16 protein-coding genes are annotated in these 18,225 nt (G+C 63.9%); 4 read left to right on the top strand and 12 right to left on the bottom strand.

The window, feature by feature from the left end; translation table 11 throughout:
* Positions 1-29 precede the first annotated feature (29 nt).
* Positions 30-515: a free L-methionine (R)-S-oxide reductase MsrC gene (msrC, locus tag SX1_RS12325; protein WP_017182538.1), complete on the top strand. Its 486-nt coding sequence runs from the start codon at positions 30-32 to the stop codon at positions 513-515.
* Between the two features lie 165 nt (positions 516-680).
* Complete coding sequence (locus SX1_RS12320) at positions 681-1,772, top strand: RcnB family protein (RefSeq protein ID WP_019053228.1); 1,092 nt, start codon at positions 681-683, stop codon at positions 1,770-1,772.
* 51 nt (positions 1,773-1,823) lie between these two features.
* On the opposite strand, the gene SX1_RS12315 is transcribed toward SX1_RS12320, so the two are convergent.
* From SX1_RS12315 to SX1_RS12305, 3 genes are all read right to left on the bottom strand, one after another.
* Complete coding sequence (locus SX1_RS12315) at positions 1,824-4,322, bottom strand: sensor domain-containing protein (RefSeq protein WP_019053227.1); 2,499 nt, start codon at positions 4,320-4,322, stop codon at positions 1,824-1,826.
* Between the two features lie 147 nt (positions 4,323-4,469).
* Entirely contained in the window at positions 4,470-5,288 is an 819-nt protein-coding gene (locus tag SX1_RS12310; RefSeq protein WP_026149722.1) for an arginyltransferase, read from the bottom strand.
* 114 nt (positions 5,289-5,402) lie between these two features.
* On the bottom strand, positions 5,403-6,650 hold the full coding sequence (locus tag SX1_RS12305) for a threonine ammonia-lyase (RefSeq protein ID WP_017182542.1): 1,248 nt from the start codon (positions 6,648-6,650) through the stop codon (positions 5,403-5,405).
* A 96-nt stretch (positions 6,651-6,746) separates the two neighbouring features.
* Here SX1_RS12305 and SX1_RS12300 point away from each other — a divergent pair, with 96 nt between their 5' ends.
* Positions 6,747-7,616: an NAD(P)-dependent oxidoreductase gene (locus tag SX1_RS12300; protein ID WP_026149721.1), complete on the top strand. Its 870-nt coding sequence runs from the start codon at positions 6,747-6,749 to the stop codon at positions 7,614-7,616.
* Between the two features lie 14 nt (positions 7,617-7,630).
* Complete coding sequence (locus SX1_RS12295; protein ID WP_052310911.1) at positions 7,631-9,352, top strand: amidohydrolase; 1,722 nt, start codon at positions 7,631-7,633, stop codon at positions 9,350-9,352.
* 5 nt (positions 9,353-9,357) lie between these two features.
* On the opposite strand, the gene SX1_RS12290 is transcribed toward SX1_RS12295, so the two are convergent.
* The 9 genes from SX1_RS12290 to SX1_RS22640 all read right to left on the bottom strand — a co-directional run.
* Positions 9,358-11,100, bottom strand: coding sequence for a hypothetical protein (locus tag SX1_RS12290; protein ID WP_019053223.1), 1,743 nt, complete (start codon positions 11,098-11,100; stop codon positions 9,358-9,360).
* A 2-nt stretch (positions 11,101-11,102) separates the two neighbouring features.
* Positions 11,103-11,849: an FkbM family methyltransferase gene (locus SX1_RS12285; RefSeq protein ID WP_019053222.1), complete on the bottom strand. Its 747-nt coding sequence runs from the start codon at positions 11,847-11,849 to the stop codon at positions 11,103-11,105.
* On the bottom strand, positions 11,846-12,991 hold the full coding sequence (locus SX1_RS12280; protein ID WP_019053221.1) for a glycosyltransferase family 4 protein: 1,146 nt from the start codon (positions 12,989-12,991) through the stop codon (positions 11,846-11,848). Before SX1_RS12280 ends, SX1_RS12285 begins: the two co-directional genes overlap by 4 nt.
* Complete coding sequence (locus SX1_RS12275) at positions 12,988-14,268, bottom strand: hypothetical protein (RefSeq protein ID WP_043145653.1); 1,281 nt, start codon at positions 14,266-14,268, stop codon at positions 12,988-12,990. The genes SX1_RS12280 and SX1_RS12275 overlap by 4 nt, the downstream gene beginning before the upstream one ends.
* A 14-nt stretch (positions 14,269-14,282) precedes the next feature.
* Entirely contained in the window at positions 14,283-15,035 is a 753-nt protein-coding gene (locus SX1_RS12270) for a class I SAM-dependent methyltransferase (protein WP_026149720.1), read from the bottom strand.
* A gap of 62 nt (positions 15,036-15,097) precedes the next feature.
* Positions 15,098-16,225 (bottom strand): glycosyltransferase family 2 protein, encoded by a 1,128-nt coding sequence (locus tag SX1_RS12265; RefSeq protein WP_019053218.1) that lies wholly within the window; start codon positions 16,223-16,225, stop codon positions 15,098-15,100.
* A gap of 2 nt (positions 16,226-16,227) precedes the next feature.
* Complete coding sequence (locus SX1_RS12260; protein ID WP_174302235.1) at positions 16,228-17,559, bottom strand: sugar transferase; 1,332 nt, start codon at positions 17,557-17,559, stop codon at positions 16,228-16,230.
* Positions 17,560-17,640: 81 nt separating this feature from the next.
* Positions 17,641-17,940, bottom strand: a complete 300-nt coding sequence (locus SX1_RS24235; protein ID WP_157410195.1) for a hypothetical protein — start codon at positions 17,938-17,940, stop codon at positions 17,641-17,643.
* Positions 17,937-18,225 (bottom strand): asparagine synthase-related protein (locus SX1_RS22640; RefSeq protein ID WP_043145645.1); only part of this gene is annotated, 289 nt, incomplete at its 5' end. The genes SX1_RS22640 and SX1_RS24235, both read right to left, overlap by 4 nt.

Here is an 18,225-nt window from a genome sequence, read left to right as displayed (position 1 = left end):
TGCCCCATCACCAAGCCTATATCCGCCCCATGTTCGACTTCGCACCCACCGATACCGCCGACAAGGCGACGCTCTATGCTGACCTGCTCTCCGCCGCCGATGCGTTGACGCGCGATGAGGCGGACCATGTTGCCAACATGGCCAATGTCGCCGCGCTGCTCTGGCAATTTTTGCCCGACCTCAACTGGGCGGGATTTTATCGCATGGTGGAGGGCGAGTTGGTGCTGGGGCCGTTTCAGGGCAAGCCTGCCTGCATCCGCATTCCACTGGGTCGCGGCGTATGCGGCACCGCGGCGGCGACGGGCGAGACGCAACTTGTGGCGGACGTCCACGCCTTTCCCGGCCATATCGCCTGCGACGCTGCCAGCGCCTCGGAAATCGTCGTGCCGATCCTCAGCGATGGCGCGGTGATCGGTGTGCTGGATCTCGACAGCCCGCGTCCCGCGCGCTTCGACTCGGACGACGCGCACGGGTTGCAAGCACTGGTCGCTCGGATTGCCGCCCGGATCTGCTGAAGGCGTTAACCCTCTTTCCCGCCAGGGTCGCCTGTTTCGCCCCGTTTCGGGACAGGATTTAACCCTCGCACGCATGGATAGCCCCGGATCACCATGCTAAACAGAGCGTTAGCAATTTGACCCGCGCGGCGCCTTTCCGCTGTGGGAAAACAGGGAGCGTTAACCATGCGGACATCCGGCCTTCTCCTTCTGGGCGCGAGCATCGCGCTGGCGGGCGCGGCTAGCCCGGCACTGGCAGGCAACGGCCCCGGCATGAGCCATGGTGCCAAAGGCGGCTGGTCTGGCGGCGGATGGAAGGGTGGCGGCCGACCGATGACCCACGCGCCCCGACCCGGCATGACCTGGAATGGCGGGCATCGCTGGGGTCCGCGTCAGAACGGTCGCTGGTATGCGGGCTGGCGCGCGCCGGGTGGCTGGAACGGCTATCAGCGCCCCGTCTATGGCTATGTCCTGCCGCGCTACTGGATCAGCCCGGCTTATTATATCGGCAATTATGGCGCCTATGGCCTGCCCGCCCCGGCGGCCGGATATGGCTGGTCGCGCTATTATGACGATGCGGTGATGACCGACCGTTATGGCCGGGTTTATGACAGCCGCAGCAACATCGCGTGGGACCGTTATGAGGGCGGCTATGGCGACGATGGCTATTATGACGATCGCGATGGGTATCGTCGTCCCGATAATGGCCTTGGCGGCGCAGCGATCGGCGCAGTAGTCGGCGGCGTGGCGGGCAACCGCATCGCCGGACGCGGCAACCGCACCACTGGCACGCTGATCGGCGCTGGCGTCGGCGCAGTGGCTGGCGCGATAATCGACAAGGCGGAGGATGCGCCCCGTCGCGGCTCTGCGCCGCCGCCGCGTCGTCCGGGCGCTGGCTATGATTATGGCTATGGCTATGCCGACGACAGCGTGACCACGCAGAACGACTATGAAGGGCGCTGGACCGGCACCTGGACGACGGCCGATGGCAAGCGGACCAGCGGCACATATGAAGGCCGCTTCGAGGGGGAAGTGCGCGGCGCGGGCGTCGATTATGATCCGCCAGCCTATATGGGCCAGCCGCATTGGTCGCAGGGGCCGGTGCAGGTCACGACCCAGGGCGGTGGCGGCTATATATCGGGGGGCTATTATTACCCCGCACCGATCGTGACCACGGTGACGATCGAGCCGGAGGTGACGACGACAACGACAACCACCTATGTCACCCAGCGCGTGGGCCATCGCAAGCCAGCGCGCCGGGCGTGTCGCTGCAAATAAGCATTTGGGGGCAGCACATCAGGGTCGCGCCTTGCGACGGGCGCGGCCGTGTCATGTTGCCAGAGGTGGCGTGATGGCGGCACAGGGCTGCGGACGGCCTAGATGAAAGCCCTGGCCGATGATACAGCCATGGGCCAGAAGCCGGTCGGCTTGCGCTGCGCTCTCCACCCCTTCGGCGACGACATCCATGCCGAAACTGCCACCCAGCTTGACGATGGCGTCGACAATGGCCGCGTCGCCGGCATCCTCTTCGATGTTCGAGACAAAGCTGCGATCGATCTTCAATATATCGACCGGATATTGTTTGAGGTGGCTGAGCGAGGCAAAGCCGGTGCCGAAATCGTCCAGCGCGACGCGCACCCCCGCCTCTGAAAAATGCTGCAATGCCCGCTCCACCTGCCCGGCGCCGCGGCCCAGGAAAACAGTCTCGGTCACCTCTATTTCCAGATGCTCCGGCGGCACAGCAAACAGCGCAAGTTGTTCCAGCACCCGATCCGCAAAGTCCCCCCGCGCAAAATCGGCGGCGGACGCATTTATCGCGACGCGACCGGGATCATGACCGGTCTGCAACCATCCGCCCACATCGCGCAAGACATTGTCGAGCATCTGTTCGGTCAACGCCACGGCAATTTCGGCATGTTCAAAACCAGCCGCTATGCTGCCCGGTAGTTGCAGGCCCAAACGCGGATGATGCCAGCGCAACAGCGCTTCATAACCCAGTACCTGGCCATTACGCAGATCAACCTTGGGTTGATAATAGGGTGTCACCAGCCGATCGGCGATGATGCTCCGGGCCATGCCGATCATTGAACTGCGCTGCTGTGCCTGCGCGCGCAGATCGGAATGGAACAGGGTCAGGCGACCACGGCCGGCGGCTTTCGACGCATAGAGCGCCAGGTCCGCCGCTTTGAGCAGATCCTCCGCCCGATCGCCATGATCGCCAAACACCGCGCCGCCGATGCTGACCCCGCAATCGATCGAACGGCCATTATGGACGTGGGGCGTGCGCAGGCTTTCGATCAGCTTGGCGCTCCACGCCTCCAGTGCCGCGCCGTCGGTCAATGACGGCGCGATCAGGCCGAACTCGTCACCCCCCAGCCGTCCCAGCAGCGCGTCCGGCGGGGCAATCGCCGCAAGGCGTCCGGCAAAGGCGCATAGCAAGGCATCGCCCGCATCATGGCCCAGCGAATCGTTCGTGCGCTTGAGATCGTCAATATCGAGCAGAAGCAGGCCAAAGCGTTTGCCGGTTTGCCCCTGTCGTTCGGCCATATCGTCGAGCGTCGCCTGCCATAAGGCGCGGTTTGGCAAGCGGGTCATGGGATCATGCGTTGCGGCCCAGCGGATGCGGTCCTCGGCATCACGCTGATCGGTCACGTCCAGAAATGTCACGATGACACGCTGGGCCCGTCCGGATTCAGATCGTGTGGTCCAACCGCTGCTCCTGATCCAGCGCAAGGCGCCATCGCTGGCGCGGTGGACCCGCAATGTCGCCTCGAAATGGGGCGGAACGGCGCCGGAAGCGACGGCGTCCAGCATGACCCGCAGGGTTTCACGATCGTCAGGATGGACGATCGACAGCGCCAGTTCGCTGGTCGCAGGTTGATCCTCGCTCAGACCCAGCATCGCGCGAAATTCAGCCGACCAGCGGCGTTCGCCAGTCGCGACGTCGAAATCCCAAATGCCCAGCCGTGCCGCCTGCACCGCCAGACGCGAGCGCTCCTCGCTGTCCGCCAGCGCGCGCAGGGCGAGCTTTTGCGCGTGCACATCCTCCAGCGTGCCATACCAGCGGACAATCTGCCCCTGCTCGTCGCGGCGCGCCGCCGCGCGGGCACGCATCCAGCGATAACCGCCATCACGCAGCCGGATACGATAATCAATGTCGATCGGCGCGCCGGATGCCAGATGCTTGGTCCAAATGGTGATAGTCCGGGGCAGATCGTCCGGGTGGAGCGCGACAAGCCAGCCGGTTCCCAGCGCTTTCTTCGCGACCATGCCGGTCAGGTTCAGCCAGCGCGGTCCAACTTCTTCAATCGCGCCATCGGGGGCAGCGGTCCACGGCACCTGCGGGCTCAGTTCGACTGACCAGCGATAATGCTCCCGACTTTCGGCCAACGCTCTTTCCAGCGCGCGCGCCTGGCTATCGTGGCGATCATGCACATCTTCCAACGTGCCATAATAGCGGACCAGGCCATCCGTGCTGGTCATCCGCCGCATACGAACAAGGCACCACCGCCGCTGACCGTCCGTGCCCGGCAATCGCACGGTCAGGGGCTGCGGCTGCTCCTCCGCGATCGCGGCCTTCAGCAGGACGCGACGGTCCGCGCGGTCGAGCAGTGCGCGCCATGTCTTGCCGGCCAAACCAGCATCCTGGTCAGTGGCCAATATCTGGCCCCGTGCATCGGCGATCCAACGCGACAAGGAAGGCGACAAATGATCAAAGACCGGCGAAAATAGTATTTCATTTCGATCATGTAATGAAATGTCGATCCGCTGACCGTCATCCAGCGCTCGCCGGAAATCATCGAATCGGCGTTCAGCAAAGCGATCCATCGCCAGCCTCCGCCCATGTCGCCATCATTGCGTTCATCACGGCAGGACTAGCCAAGAAAGTTAAACAACCTCCTCACACTCTGTCATTCTGGTCGGATTTACTTGCCGCGCGCGCGAAAATAACAGCAAATCTATGGAATAGGGCCGCTATTTGCGAAACATGCTCGCCAGTTCGATTGGCAGCGGAGGCTCGTCACGCTGCGCAACGTGACGAATAGCCTGATCCTGCTCATCGGGATCGAACCGGACCCAGCCGGCCCGGCTCAGCTTTTCGAGCGGTCGATAGCGGACCTTATATTGCATCCGCGCCGAACCATCGACCCAGTAGCCCAGATAGACATAGGGCAGGCCCGCTGCCGCAGCGCGCAGGATATGGTCCATGATGATGAAATTGCCCAGCCCCGGCCGATTGTCCAACTCTGTGTCGAAGAAGCTGTAAATCATCGACAGACCATCGCCCTGCCGGTCCGTCAGGCAAGCGCCGACCAGCTTGCCGACGCGCCCGTCGACGCCGGGTTCGCGATATTCAACGACATGGCTGTCGACCGGGGTCTGTTCGACCATGTCGGCAAAATCCATCTCGTCCATCTCGGTCATGCCGCCGCCGGGATGACGTGCCGACAGATAGCGCTGGAGCAGCGCATATTGTTCTTCGGTCGACCATGGCTTGCAGGCGGTGACCGTCAGGTCGCTGTTGCGGCGGATCAGCTTGCGCTGGGTCGCGTTGGGGCGAAATTCGTCCGTGACGACACGCACCGAAACACAGGCCGAACAATCAGCGCAGCTGGGGCGATAGGCGACATTCTGGCTGCGGCGAAAGCCGATGCGGCCCAGTGCATCGTTGAGTTCGGCGGCGTTGTCCCCGTTCAGTTCGGTAAACACCTTCCGTTCGCTGCGCCCCGGCAGATAGGGGCAGGGCGACGGATTGGTCACGAAGAAGCGGGGAAAACGAAAAGGTGCAGTCACGCTCCAATATCCCCTTCGTGGCGGCGGCGCGGGTGGATCATGCCGCGACTATGCCGTTGCGACGCGCCTATGAAAAGAGCGTTTACCACGAAATGTTAAGAGATCGTTCGCGCGTCACGCAACCTCGATCGGCGCAACCTCATAGCCAGCCTCGCCCAGTGCCGCGATGAGCCGCTGGAGATGGGCACGATCGCGCGTCTCGCATTCCACGTCTAGGCTCAGCCCCTTGGCCGGCAGGTTCGTGAAAATACGCTGATGCGCCAGTTCCAATATGTTGACCGCTTCCTGATCGAAAATCTTGGCAACATGAAACAGCGCGCCCGGCCGGTCCTGCAGGATGATCCGCAACCGCGCCAGACGGCCCGACCGGGCCAGGTCGCGCAGCAGAACATTGGCCAGCAGCCGGGTATCGATATTGCCGCCGGTCAGGATCAGCCCGACATTGCGGCCGACAAATTGGTCGCGATAGGTCAGCAGCGCGGCAAGGCCCGCCGCCCCTGCCCCTTCCACCACGGTCTTTTCAATCTGGAGCAAGAGGCTCAGCGCCTCCTCCAGCCGTCGTTCGTCGACCAGCAGCACATCGTCCGCCAACCGTTCGACAAAGCGGCGCGTCAATTCGCCCGGCTGCTTGACAGCAATGCCCTCCGCCAGCGTATCGCCGTCACAGGCAAGGTCCGCGCCCTTGATGAAATCATACATGGACGGATAAAGTTCGGCCTGCACGCCGACCAGCCTTATATCCGGCTTCATTGCCCGTGCGGCCGTCGCCATGCCGGAAAACAGCCCGCCGCCGCCGATCGGAATGATCAGCGTATCGATCTCCGGCGCATCCTCCAGCATTTCGAGCGCGACCGTCCCCTGCCCCGCCATGATGTCCGGCTCGTCAAAGGGATGGATGAAGGTCAACCCCTGCTCCACCTCCAGCAGCCGCGCATGGGCATAGGCGTCATCGAACTTTTCGCCATATTGCACCACGGTCGCGCCATGACCCTGGGTCTGGGTGACCTTCACCGTGGGCGTCGTCGTCGGCATGACGATGGTGACAGGCACGCCCAGCCGCTTGCCATGATAGGCCAGCCCCTGCGCATGATTGCCCGCCGACGCGGCTATGACACCCTTGGCCTTGGCCGCGTCGTCCAGTTGCAACAGACGGTTGAGTGCGCCGCGTTCCTTATAGGCTGCGGTGAATTGAAGATTTTCGAACTTCAGATAGACCTTGCAGCCCAGCATCGTCGACAGAGTCTGGCTGATCAGCGTCGGCGTCTTGACGATCGAACCGGCAATCCGGGTCCGCGCGGCAAGAATGTCATCGACGGTGATCGGCAGCGGCAAGGCGCTCTCTATCTTCGCTAAGCTGTTCATGGCCCGCCCCCTAGCGGAAAATTGCGCGTGAAGAAACTGGCACTATCGGAAAACTGGCCCTATGGCTTGGTCTGGCGCACTAAATATACGGGGCATATGGCTAATATCGCGTTTATCGGCCTGGGCGTCATGGGCGGCCCGATCGCAGGTCATCTGGCAAAGGCGGGGCACAGCCTCACCGTCTATAACCGTTCCATCGGCAAGGCGAAAAGCTGGGCGGAAGCCTATGGCGGCACGGTGGCGATCAGCCCGGCCAAGGCGGCCGAGGAAGCGGACATCGTCATCAGTTGCGTGGGAAATGACGACGATCTGGCCCAAGTAACGCTGGGGCGCGAGGGCGCATTTCGCACGATGAAGCCGGGCGGGCTGTTCATCGACCATACGACGGTATCGGCCCGAATCGCGCGGCAATTGTTCGTCGAAGGCGAAAGCCGGGGCATCCACAGCGTCGATGCGCCGGTATCGGGCGGTCAGGCAGGCGCGGAAAATGGCCGACTGTCGATCATGTGCGGCGGCAGCGAACCGGCGGTCACCGCCGCGAAGATCGTGATGAACGCCTATGCCGCGCGGATCGTCCATGTCGGCGGCGCGGGGGCTGGCCAGACGACCAAGATGGTGAACCAGATCTGCATCGGCGGCGTGTTGCAAGGGCTGGCCGAAGCGCTGCGCTTTGCGCAGGCGGCGGAACTGGATCTGGACGCGGTGTTCGAAGCGATCTCCGGCGGTGCGGCGCAGAGCTGGCAAATGGACAATCGCTGGAAAACGATGGCGCAGGACAGTTTCGATTTCGGCTTCGCAGTCGATTGGATGCGCAAGGATCTCGGGCTGGCACTGGAAGAGGCGCGGGCGAACGGCGCCACCCTGCCGGTGACCGCGATGGTCGATCAATTTTACGCAGACGTGCAGGCGCTGGGCGGCAGCCGGCAGGATACGAGCGCGCTGGTGCGAAGGATTACGCGGGCGTGAAGGCTGACATTCCTATGGTTCGCGCTGCTTCATTGGCCCGCGCAGGTTGCTTGACGATCGCGGCTCTGGCGGCCTCCACCCTTCCCGCCTTCGCGTCCGGGGTCATCGATAACGTCAACGGCATGGCGGTCGATCCCAATGGCAAGATCGTGCATTTTCGCGCGCTGCTGATCGACGATGACGGCAAGGTCGAAAAATTGCTGCCTGATCGCTATCAGGAGCCGGAATATAAGCCCAAAAAGCCCAAAAAGGGTCAACCCTGGCCCGAACGGCCCAAGGGGCTGTCCTTCCGGATGGATGCGGGGGGCAAGACGCTGATCCCCGGCCTGATCGACGCGCACGGTCATGTCATGGGGTTGGGCCTGTCGCTGATCACGCTGGACCTGTCAGATACCAAGTCTTTGGCGGAGGCGCAGGCCAAGATCAGTGCCTATGCGCAGGATGGCGCTGGCCGCAAATGGATCATCGGCACGGGCTGGAATCAGGAACAATGGGGGCTGGGCCGATTCCCGACAGCGGCGGATCTGGACACGGCGGTCAGCGATATTCCGGTATGGCTGGAGCGGGTGGATGGCCATGCGGGCTGGGCCAACAGCGCCGCGATCCGTGCGGCGGGCGTAACGGCGGCGACCAAGGCGCCTGTCGGAGGCCGGATCGAAATGGCGGCGGGCAAGCCTGCTGGCGTGTTCGTGGACAAGGCGATGGACCTGATCGCAAAGGTCGTCCCCGCCCCTGCGCCCAAGGACCGCGACATCGCCTTTGAAAAGGCGCAGCGCGCGTTGCTGGCAACCGGCATCACCGGCATTGCCGACATGGGGACGAGCATAGAGGATTGGCAGGCATTCCGCCGATCCGCCGACCGGGGCGCATTGCGCGTGCGGATCATGGCCTATGCGGCGGGCATCGGCAATATGACCCTGATCGCCGGGCCGGAACCGACGCCATGGCTATATGATGACCGGCTGCGGCTGGGCGGGATCAAGCTGGTGCTGGACGGGGCGCTGGGATCACGCGGCGCATGGCTGAAGGCGGACTATGCGGACGCGCCGGGGCAACGCGGTCTGCCGATGATCCCCGACACGCAACTGCGCAACATCATGAGCCGCGCGGCGATGGACAATTTCCAGATCGCCACCCATGCCATCGGCGACGCGGCGAACAGCGAGATATTGGACGCGATCCAGGAATTGTCGGAAACCTATAAGGGCGACCGGCGCTGGCGGATCGAACATGCGCAGATTGTCAGCCCTTCCGACCTGCCGCGCTTCGCGCAGTTCGGTATCATCGCATCGATGCAACCCGTGCATGAAGCGTCCGACTGGCGCATGGCGACCGCGCGGCTGGGCGAGGCGCGACTGGCGGGTGCCTATGCGTGGAAGGCGATGCTGGATAACCGGGTGCCGCTGGCCTTTGGCTCCGACGTGCCGGTCGAAAGCCCCAATCCCTTCGTCGGCATCGCCATCGCGATGAGCCGCGAGGATGGCAAGGGTGAACCGGTCGGCGGATGGTTGCCGCAGCAAAAGATAAGTTTCGAGGCGGCACTGGACGGCTTCACCCGCCAGGCCGCCTATGCCGGTTTCGCGGAAAAACGCTTTGGCAGTCTGGTGCCGGGGCAGCGGGCGGATTTCCTGCTGATCGATCGGGACATTGCCACCGCCCGCCCGGCCGACATTCGCGCGACGCAAGTGCTGGAAACATGGATTGGCGGCAAGCGGGTCTATGTGAAGGGGCAATAGTCCCGTCACATGGCGTTGTCGGCCGCTTCGAGTGCATCCTCGAATGTTTCGGGGAGCGGCGGCTGGACCGGCTTGTCGCAGCCTTCTTCCTTCATATGCGCGCGCAGGGCGTCCATGCGGCCCAGATTCCACCGCGCCAGCGGCACGCCCAGGGGCCGGAATTCGGCGCGATCGAACAGTTCGACGACATAATTATGGCATAGCTCATCGACCTGATCGAGCGTCAGCATCCCCAGATTCATGACCATCGGCTTGCCCGGCACGCCATTGCGGCCGCGCACAAGATCCGTGACGTAAAGGCCGCCACGCGGATCGACCAGCACGACATCGGCCTGGCTGGAATCGATCAGCCGATGGCTGGCGGCGTAGGGCGCGACGAATGCATGGGTGCGCCAGACCAGAAAGATGCTGGCAAGGCCAGTGATGAACAGGCCGATGATCAGCGGCCTGAGCGCATCGCGCGGCCGGAAACGCGCCCAGCCAAGCCCGGCCAGCAGGCAGAAGGGGCCGATATAGCCATGGGCATAACGAAAGCCCCAGCCATAGCCCTGAGCCAGCGCCAACGCGCATCCGGCCAGACAGCCAAGCGCAAGCGGCAGCGCGATTTCCTGCCCCCTGATTGCCCGCTTCCACCGCATTGCGGCGATGCCCAGCGCGGCCAGCGGCACCATCAAAATATTATTCCAGGCGACGAAGCGGCTGAGATTGACCAGCGGCTGCCAGCGGTCGCCAAGCCGCTGGAACAGACTGCCAACCTTGTCCGCGACCCCGGCGGAGGGGCGGACGTCGGCTGGCGCGCCGAGCATATCGAGCAGGAAAGCCGGCCAGATCTTGGCCCAGACGATGACGATTGCCACCAGGGTCAGCGCATGGAAGGCCGCAACGGTCCAGCGACGAGCAAGCAGCATCCACAGGATGAAGGGCGCGATGAAGATGGGCGGAAAATGCCATTGGTGCAGCCCGGCGGCGACCAGCGCTACGATGCCCGCGCTGACATGGCCAAGCACCCCGCCCCGCAGCACCAGCGCCAGCCACACCATGTTGAGCGCGAAATGCCCGGTCATGGCATAGGGCGTCATCGCCGTGATCCACAACTGGCTGGACGAACAACCCAGCAGGACGGTCACCCACACCGCATCGGGCCGATCGGGCATCAGGTGCAGCGCGACGCGCCAGAGGGCGAACAGGCCGGTGATCAGCAATACCGGGCCCGCCATGTTGGGATCGCCCAATTGCCAGAATAGCGCCTGGATCGCGCTGTTCACCGGCAGATAGGCCGCCGTCCAATAATCCGCCGCGCCGAAGGGGGAAAAGAATTCGGGCATGATCGCGCGGCGATAGGGTTCCCATTCGATCGGGATCGGCCGGGCGAACAGCCCTTCGCGCATATAGGCGGCGGCGAAACGGGCGACCTCCTCATCGCGGGAAATGGCGTAATCCTGAAACAGGGCGTAATGGCCCGCCCAGGCCGCCAGCCCCATCAGCACGATCAGCGGCACGACGATCCGCGCTGTGGGTCGCGGCAGGATGATCCCGCGCCCTTCGGCAAAGGGTGCGGCGAGCGCCATCAGCAGCAAGGGCATGATCAGGGCGGGGAAATCCTGATCCAGAAACAGGATGACCGCCAGGCTGATCCCCTGACGATAGGTGACGTGCCACAGGAACGTCGCGCCCAGCCACAATGTCAGGCCGATCGCCCCCGCCAGGAACAGGCGGCGCGCGCTGAAAAAGGACGCGGGCGACTCCATGATCAATCCTGAACCAGCGCCCGGTTGACGAAAATGCCGTCCATTTCGACGAGTAGCGGGAAATGCCCCTTATTATTGGCGAAGAAGGCCGAAGGGATGAAGGCCCGCGCGTCCAGCCACTCGATCATCGCGCGATAACCGGTGCCGCCTTCATAAATGGGTCGCACCCCCAGTTCGGTCTGCACGCCCGTCATCTGCGCCAGTGCCGCGCCCGCTCCTTCGCAAACCGACAGGTCATGGCCCTGCGTATCCATTTTCAGGAACGGTCGGGAAAAGCCATGCTGCGCCTGCATTTCCGGCAGCAGCGTATCGAGCCGGCGACAGGGCGTCGCTACTGTCTGCGTCACCTTGTTACGGTGCGCGAAAATATCATCCTGTGCGCTGGACGGGGCCTTGAGCGAGGAAAATTGATCGGCGACCATGATGTTGAAATCGGCGGTGCCGTCAAAATCCGACAGCGCCATGTTGAACACATGCCAGTGGCGGTCCGAAGCCGCGCGCCTTTGCAGTTCGGCGAACACGGCCGGGTTCGGCTCGAAGGAAAGGATCAGGCCGCGATAGCCCGCATCCTTGCGCGCCATCGTCGCATATTGGCCGCGATTGGCGCCGACGTCGAACAGGCAGTCGACCTTGAACCCCGACAGAAAGCGCTTCAACGCCTGAATTTCGGGATATTGATGCACGCGACCGGCCAGCGCCAGACGCAGCGCAAGCAGGCGATCGGCGGCCTCACGAACATAGCGGTTCATGCGCGCGCGGCCAGCACTGCGTTGTAGATGCCGATCGTCGCCACCGCCATGTCCTTCCAATCCCCCATAATCGTCCCATAGGCGCGCGCCTGGCCGCCCTGTTTTTGCCTGATGGCGGCGCTTTGTACCAGCGGCAAGAGGGCTTGGGCGAGCGCCGATGCATTTCCCGCCGGAAAGCGGGTCGCTACGCCTTCGGGCAATTGGCCGAACATGCCTGCGTCCGACGTCACCATCGCCTTGCCATGGTGCAGCGCGGACAGGAACGCGCCGCTGGAATCGATATGGCGATAGGGGAAGGCGATGACATCGGACTTGACCATATGCGCGTCGAGACGGCCTTCGGTCAGGAAACCGAAATCGGTCAGCAGACGATCGGCAAAGCCAGCGGCGCAGACCTTCTGGAGCAAGGGCGCGACATCCATGAAGGGTTTGCCTGCCAGCACCAGTTCAAAGGCGTGACCCGCCTGCCATTGCTGAAGGCAGGCATCGATCAGCAGATCGACGCCCTTATAGGGACGGATCGTCCCGAAGAAGAGGATGCGCGGCACGGCTGGATCGGGGACGGAGGCAAGGTCTGCGGCAGTGGCCGTCATCAATTGCATCGGCGGGTGCGGCGTTACATGGATATGCGCGGGATCGATCCCCTGCCCCACCAGCGCGGCGCGCGTGGTGTCGCCATGGACGACCAGCGCGTCGAACTGATCGAGCAACGCACGATAGCCCCTGCCCTGCACCCCGGCATCGGCATGATAGGCGTCGGCATTGTGGACGGTGTGGACCAGCGCGGTGCGGCCCTTCAACCGGCGCAGCATCAGCCGGTCGGCCGGCGCCAGCGGCAGCCACTGGACATGGACGACATCGGCCCGCGCAAGCTGCCTGAGGTCGCCGAGCGCGCAGGACAGCCCATATTCCATCGCCTTGGCGACGCGGAAGGGGCGGCCTTCGCCGATCCGCTTGCGCAGCGCCTCACTATGGCGGAAGAAATGCGGGGCATAGCGATAGCCCTGCGGATCGATCGCGTCAGTCGCGCGCATCGGGCGGGCAAGCAGGGTCACGTCCGCCCCCGCCCCGGCCAGCGCCGCGCAGAGGCTGTCGTCATAGCGCCCGGTAAAGAGCGAGGGATCAAGCATCGCGACCTTCATCGCCGCACCAACCGGCGCAGCGAGACAGCATGCAGGGCCGCGGCCAGCAGCAGCGTCAGTGCATAGAGACCAAGGAAGGCGAGATCGAAACGATCCGGCCAGAGCAGGTGGGCGAGCGGCACGCTGAGCAGCGACCCGGCGAGGAAGGGAAGCGAACGGGCGAGCAAATGCGAAAAGCGGCCCAGCGCGCCCTGCACATAGACCGACACGCACAGCAGCGCGAGAGCGAGGAGCGCGACGACGATCAGGATGAGATCGGCGCGATCGATGCTGGCGCGACCGTCGAACAATATGGCGAACAGCCGGTCGCCAGCGCCCAGCAGCAGGGCGGACAGCGCCAGGGCAAAGACCATCGCCGCCCCCAGCGCCCGGCCAAGCAACTGGCGCAGCCGTACCTTGTCGCCCGCATGATAGGCACGGGTGATGCGGGGGAGCGCGGCTTCCACCAGCGCGCGGACCAACATCGACAGTGACCTCGACATCTTGAAGAAGAAATCGAACAGCAGCATCGGCCGGGCATCGCCGGTCGCCAGCGCAATCGTGAAATAGGGGGCGTTATAGGCGATGATGTCGGAAACGGTGAAAGCCGCCGACGCCCCTATGTCGCGCAAATAATGAGTGCGGACATGGCCACCGCCCACGCGGAAGGCGATCCAGTGGCGCGGCCGCATGCCAAGGCGATGGTGAACATGGGCGATGGCCCATCCAATGACGAGGAGGCTGACCAGGAGTTGCAGGGCAAGCGACAGGCGCGGGTCCAGCCCGGCCAGGATCGACAGCAGCAGCGCGATGGTGACGACCCGCCGCCCGCAATCGAGCGCTTCCCACAGGAAATTGCCGTCCACCGCCGCCAGCGCCCGCTTGGCCAGCAGACCCGGCAGGTTGAGGCAGGCGGACAGGAAAAAGAGGATGAACAGCAAGGGCATGGCCGTGCCGATCCATCCCGCCGCCAGCGCGACGAGCAGGATGATCGTACCGCCTGCGACGATCAGGCCAAGGAACAGGAACAGCACCCCCATTTCCTCCAGGCGGAACGCGCCTATGTCGCCTTCACTGCCGCCCAGCCAGTGCCGTCGCAGCCGGGCGTAGATGATGCTGGTCAGCCCGAATTCGGCCGAAATGGTAAAATTGCCGAAGGCGACGAGCAGCAGGAAGGACTGGAATTCGGCCAGCGGCAGGGCGCGCACGAACACGAAGGTGACGGCGAAACCCCAGATGAGGATCAGGCCGACATTGGCAAGCTTCACCAGCGCAAGGATACGGGCGGACGCCTCCATCCGCGCGAGGCTGCTCACCGCGAGGCGGCCCCGCCGGGTTTGCGGGCGCGAAACAGCCGGTCGTCCAGCGCATAGAAATGGCGGGTCGCGACGTCGATGCTGCCGGCGTCGATTTCCTCCAGATCGAAACCCGCCGCACGGATGCGATCGGCAAAATCCGGGCCATATTGGCGGACATGGTCCCACTGGCCAAAGCGGCGCTCCCGCTCGCGCGGGGGCATGGCGAAGCTGCCATCCTCGGTCGGCTTTTCCCACAAAGGCACGATCAGCCAGGCTTCACCGCCGGGTTTCAGCGCGCGCAAAATGTTACGCAGCACGGCCATGTCGTCAGGCACATGCTCCATCACATGGCTGGCGTAGAACAGGTCGTAGCGATCGGTATCGGCAAGTTCCATCAGGTCGACGCGATGCATGTTCGGCACAGTGTAGCGCGACGGGTCCAGATCAGCGGGGATATAATCGGCAGCGGCGGCAAAGCGGCGGACAAGGCTGGCTTCATTGGGCGCCATGTGCAGGATCGCGCCGTCGGTCGGCACCGTCAGCGTCCCCTGGGCGATCAGCCAGTTCATCAGCCGCTCACGCGGCGATGCGCCGCATTCCGGGCACCCCCATTCGCCATTGTCGCCATAGCGAAAGAAACCGACGACCGTCGCGCCACAGGCCGGACAGCCGCGGTTAGCCCGCGCGCCCAGCGCCTTGCGCAGTTTCAGCGCGGTTCGGGTCAGATGCTTGCCGACAGCCTTGGCCACCCGCTGAACAGTAATCACGTCATTCTCCGATGGGGAACAGCATTGGCGCTATACAAGATCGCACGGCTTTGACGAGAGGGTCAGCGCGACTTGGCCGGATTCCAGATGGTGACGGTGCGGCCGGTCATCGCCTTGGCCACGCCTTGCAGGGTCGCGGCATAGGCGATCAGCACGTCGACCAGTGCGGCGAAGGGGCCGCTTCGGGCACGGATGCCGCGCCAGATGACCAAGGCGACGACCAGCGCGCCGACCAGGTAGAGCGTCGGCGATATGCGTAGCGCCAATGCGCCCGCCGCGACCGCGCCGGTCAGGATGAACAGCCCGCCGAACCAGCGCACGATCTTACGGGAGGCATATTTGAAGCGATCGATCGCGGCCATGCGGCGCAATTGCGGGCGAAGGTGGCTGTGCGTGTGCCAGGCGCGGGCTGCAATGCGCACCTTGCGCCGATATTCGTCCTTGCGAGCCGTGACCAGCCGTTCGCGCGCGATCACATCCTTTGCCTTCACCAACCGTTTCCCCGCGAACACCACCGCCATGGAGACGGTGAGGTCGTCGAGCACGCTGTCGGGGAAATCGGGATAGAGGTTGCGGCGGATCGAGAAGATCGAGCCGTCCGCGCCCATCACATTGCCGGTGCGCGATTCCTCATCCTTCAACCGCTCCTCGATTCGCCAGTAGAGCGAGCCGACCGAAGCGGTCGCACTTTCATCCTGGCCAACATAATGGAGCGACCCCAGCACGCCGCCAATATCCGGGTCAGCATAGCGGGCGAGCAGATTGTCGATCGCTTCGGAATCGAGCAGCACGTTGGCGTCGGTGAAGATCAAAATGTCACCGCGCGCGCGCGCCGCGAGCTGCTTCATGCCATGGGCCTTGCCGCTGCGACCGGGGCCACGGATCAGCGTGACGAGATCGCCCTGCGCCGCGATCAGATCGCCCGTGCCGTCGGACGATCCGTCATCGAAGGCCAGCAGTTCCAGGCTGGGGTGCTGGCGTTTGAGCATGGCCAGGTTGGCGAGCTTGTCGGGCATCGCATCCGCCTCATTATAGGCGCAGAACAGCAGCGAGGCGCTGGGCGTCGGTCCCGCGACAGGCCGTTCGGGCTGTGTCTGCAATGCGCGCAACACGAGCGGATAGAAGAGGAACGGCCACAGAACAGCGACCAACGAGACGAGAAGGAGCGCGCCCAGCCAGAGGTCGGTCATGCTCAATAGGCCTTGTGATGGAAGAGCACGCCCAGCGTGGCGACGATGATCCGCAGGTCGCGCCAGACCGACCAGGCGGTGACATATTCAAGGTCCGATTGCAGCCGGTCGATCAGATCCTGATGATGATCGGTCGATCCGCGATGGCCGCGCACCTGTGCGAGACCAGTCATGCCCGGCTTGATACAATGGCGCGCCCAGTAGCGGGCATCGACTTCCCAATAGAGCGTATCGCCTGCCTTCGCCGCTGCGGCGTGAGGACGCGGGCCGACAATGCTCATATCGCCGTTCAATACATTGAAAAGCTGGGGAAGTTCATCGATGCTGGATTTGCGCAGGAAGGCGCCGACGCGGGTGACCCGGTCATCGCCGCGCGCAGTCAAAGTCTCCGCCCTGCTGTCGCTCGCCTCGGCGCGCATCGAGCGAAATTTGTAGATCTGGAAGGACCGCCCGTCCTTGCCGATGCGCGGCTGGCGGAAGATGACGGGGCCGGGGCTGGTCAGCTTCACCGCCAGCGCAGCGACGATGAGAATTGGCGACAGGATGATCGCCGCCGCGCCCGCGACGATGAGATCGAACAGGCGCTTGATCAGGCGGTCGCGGAACTGGAGCGGGCCGCCCGCGACGATGATGGTCGGCTGGCCGTCAAATTCATCGACCCGCGCAGGCGCGAAGCGGAGCAGTTCGGGCACGATGATTTCGCCGCGCGCCGACAGGGATTTGAGCGCCGCAGACCATCCATCCATCCGGTCGAGCGGACAGGCGACGATGACCCGTTCGGCCATGCCGACCGCCTGCGCCAGCCGCGCCGCCATGTCGGCGTCATGCCGTTCAGGGCGCAGATCGGCGGCGGCCGCTTCGATGATCAGCATGTGGGGGCCGGTTTCCACAGCAACGCCGTCCATGATGACGGCGGTGAGGTGCGGCACTTCGCCCAGCAGGCGCTTGGCAAGCCGCACGACCAGAAGCCGCACCAGCACGACCGCTATTGCGCCCAATCCCAGCCCGACAATGAAGGTCAGGCGCGAAAGCTGTTCGGCGATCTTGCCCAGATAGACGATCAGCAGCATCAGCAAGGCCGCCTGCGCCAGCGCCAGCAGCGCGCGCGAAATGCCGCGCCGGACATTTTCCAGGCTGTGGATGCCATAGCCGCCGCCCTGCACGCCAAGCAGCGCATAGAGCGGCGCGATCATCGCGAACATGACGAGGCCGTGCGGCTTGCCCGGTTCCCCCCACAGCGCGCCCAGCACGAACCAGTTGGCCGCCAGAAACGCGCACACCAGCCCTGCCATGTCGCCAGCCAGGCTCAGGGCATAGAGCCGCAGCCGGACCATTTCCTTGGAGACTGTCACTGATGCGCCCTGCTTATCGCCATGTGCCCCGTTGGCACCGGGCGCGATCGGTTGCAAGGGGCGCTAGATGCAATCGCCGGTCGTGCATACAGACAACAGGCCAATGAAAGGTTGAGCCATTACGGTCAACACTGCGTAAGTTGCCAGTAGCGCTAGCAAATACTTCTCGTGCCAGCGCACGAATGGCGATCCGAGAAGCCAGAATCCGCTCATTCCTAAGGCGACCGAAAGCGAAGCAGTGATCAGAGTCGCAACTTCTCCATGCCACCAAGGTCGAACAAAATGCGCAAACGCCAGCCAGATCAACCAAGGTGCGACTAACATTACGCCGAACCCCAGCGAATTGCGCAACGCGTTGCTCATATCCCGAACAGCCGTTCCAGCGACTTGTCGAGCATCAGCAATTGCCACAGCAGCCGGCCATGATCGGCCATGCCGGATTTATGGTCAGCCGCGATTTTGGCCAATGCCTTGGGATCGAACCATCCCGTGCGCGCCAGCGACGATCCGCCTGCGATCGCCGTCGCCTCGCCCGCCAGCGCGCCACGGAACCAGGCGCTGATGGGGGTGACGAAGCCCATTTTCTGGCGATAGAGTATGTCCTGTGGCAAATAGGGTTCCATCGCCTTTTTCAGCAGATATTTGGGC

The organism is Sphingobium xenophagum NBRC 107872 (genome assembly GCF_000367345.1).
GTDB lineage: Bacteria > Pseudomonadota > Alphaproteobacteria > Sphingomonadales > Sphingomonadaceae > Sphingobium > Sphingobium xenophagum.
This window is presented reverse-complemented; position numbering and strand designations above follow the sequence as displayed.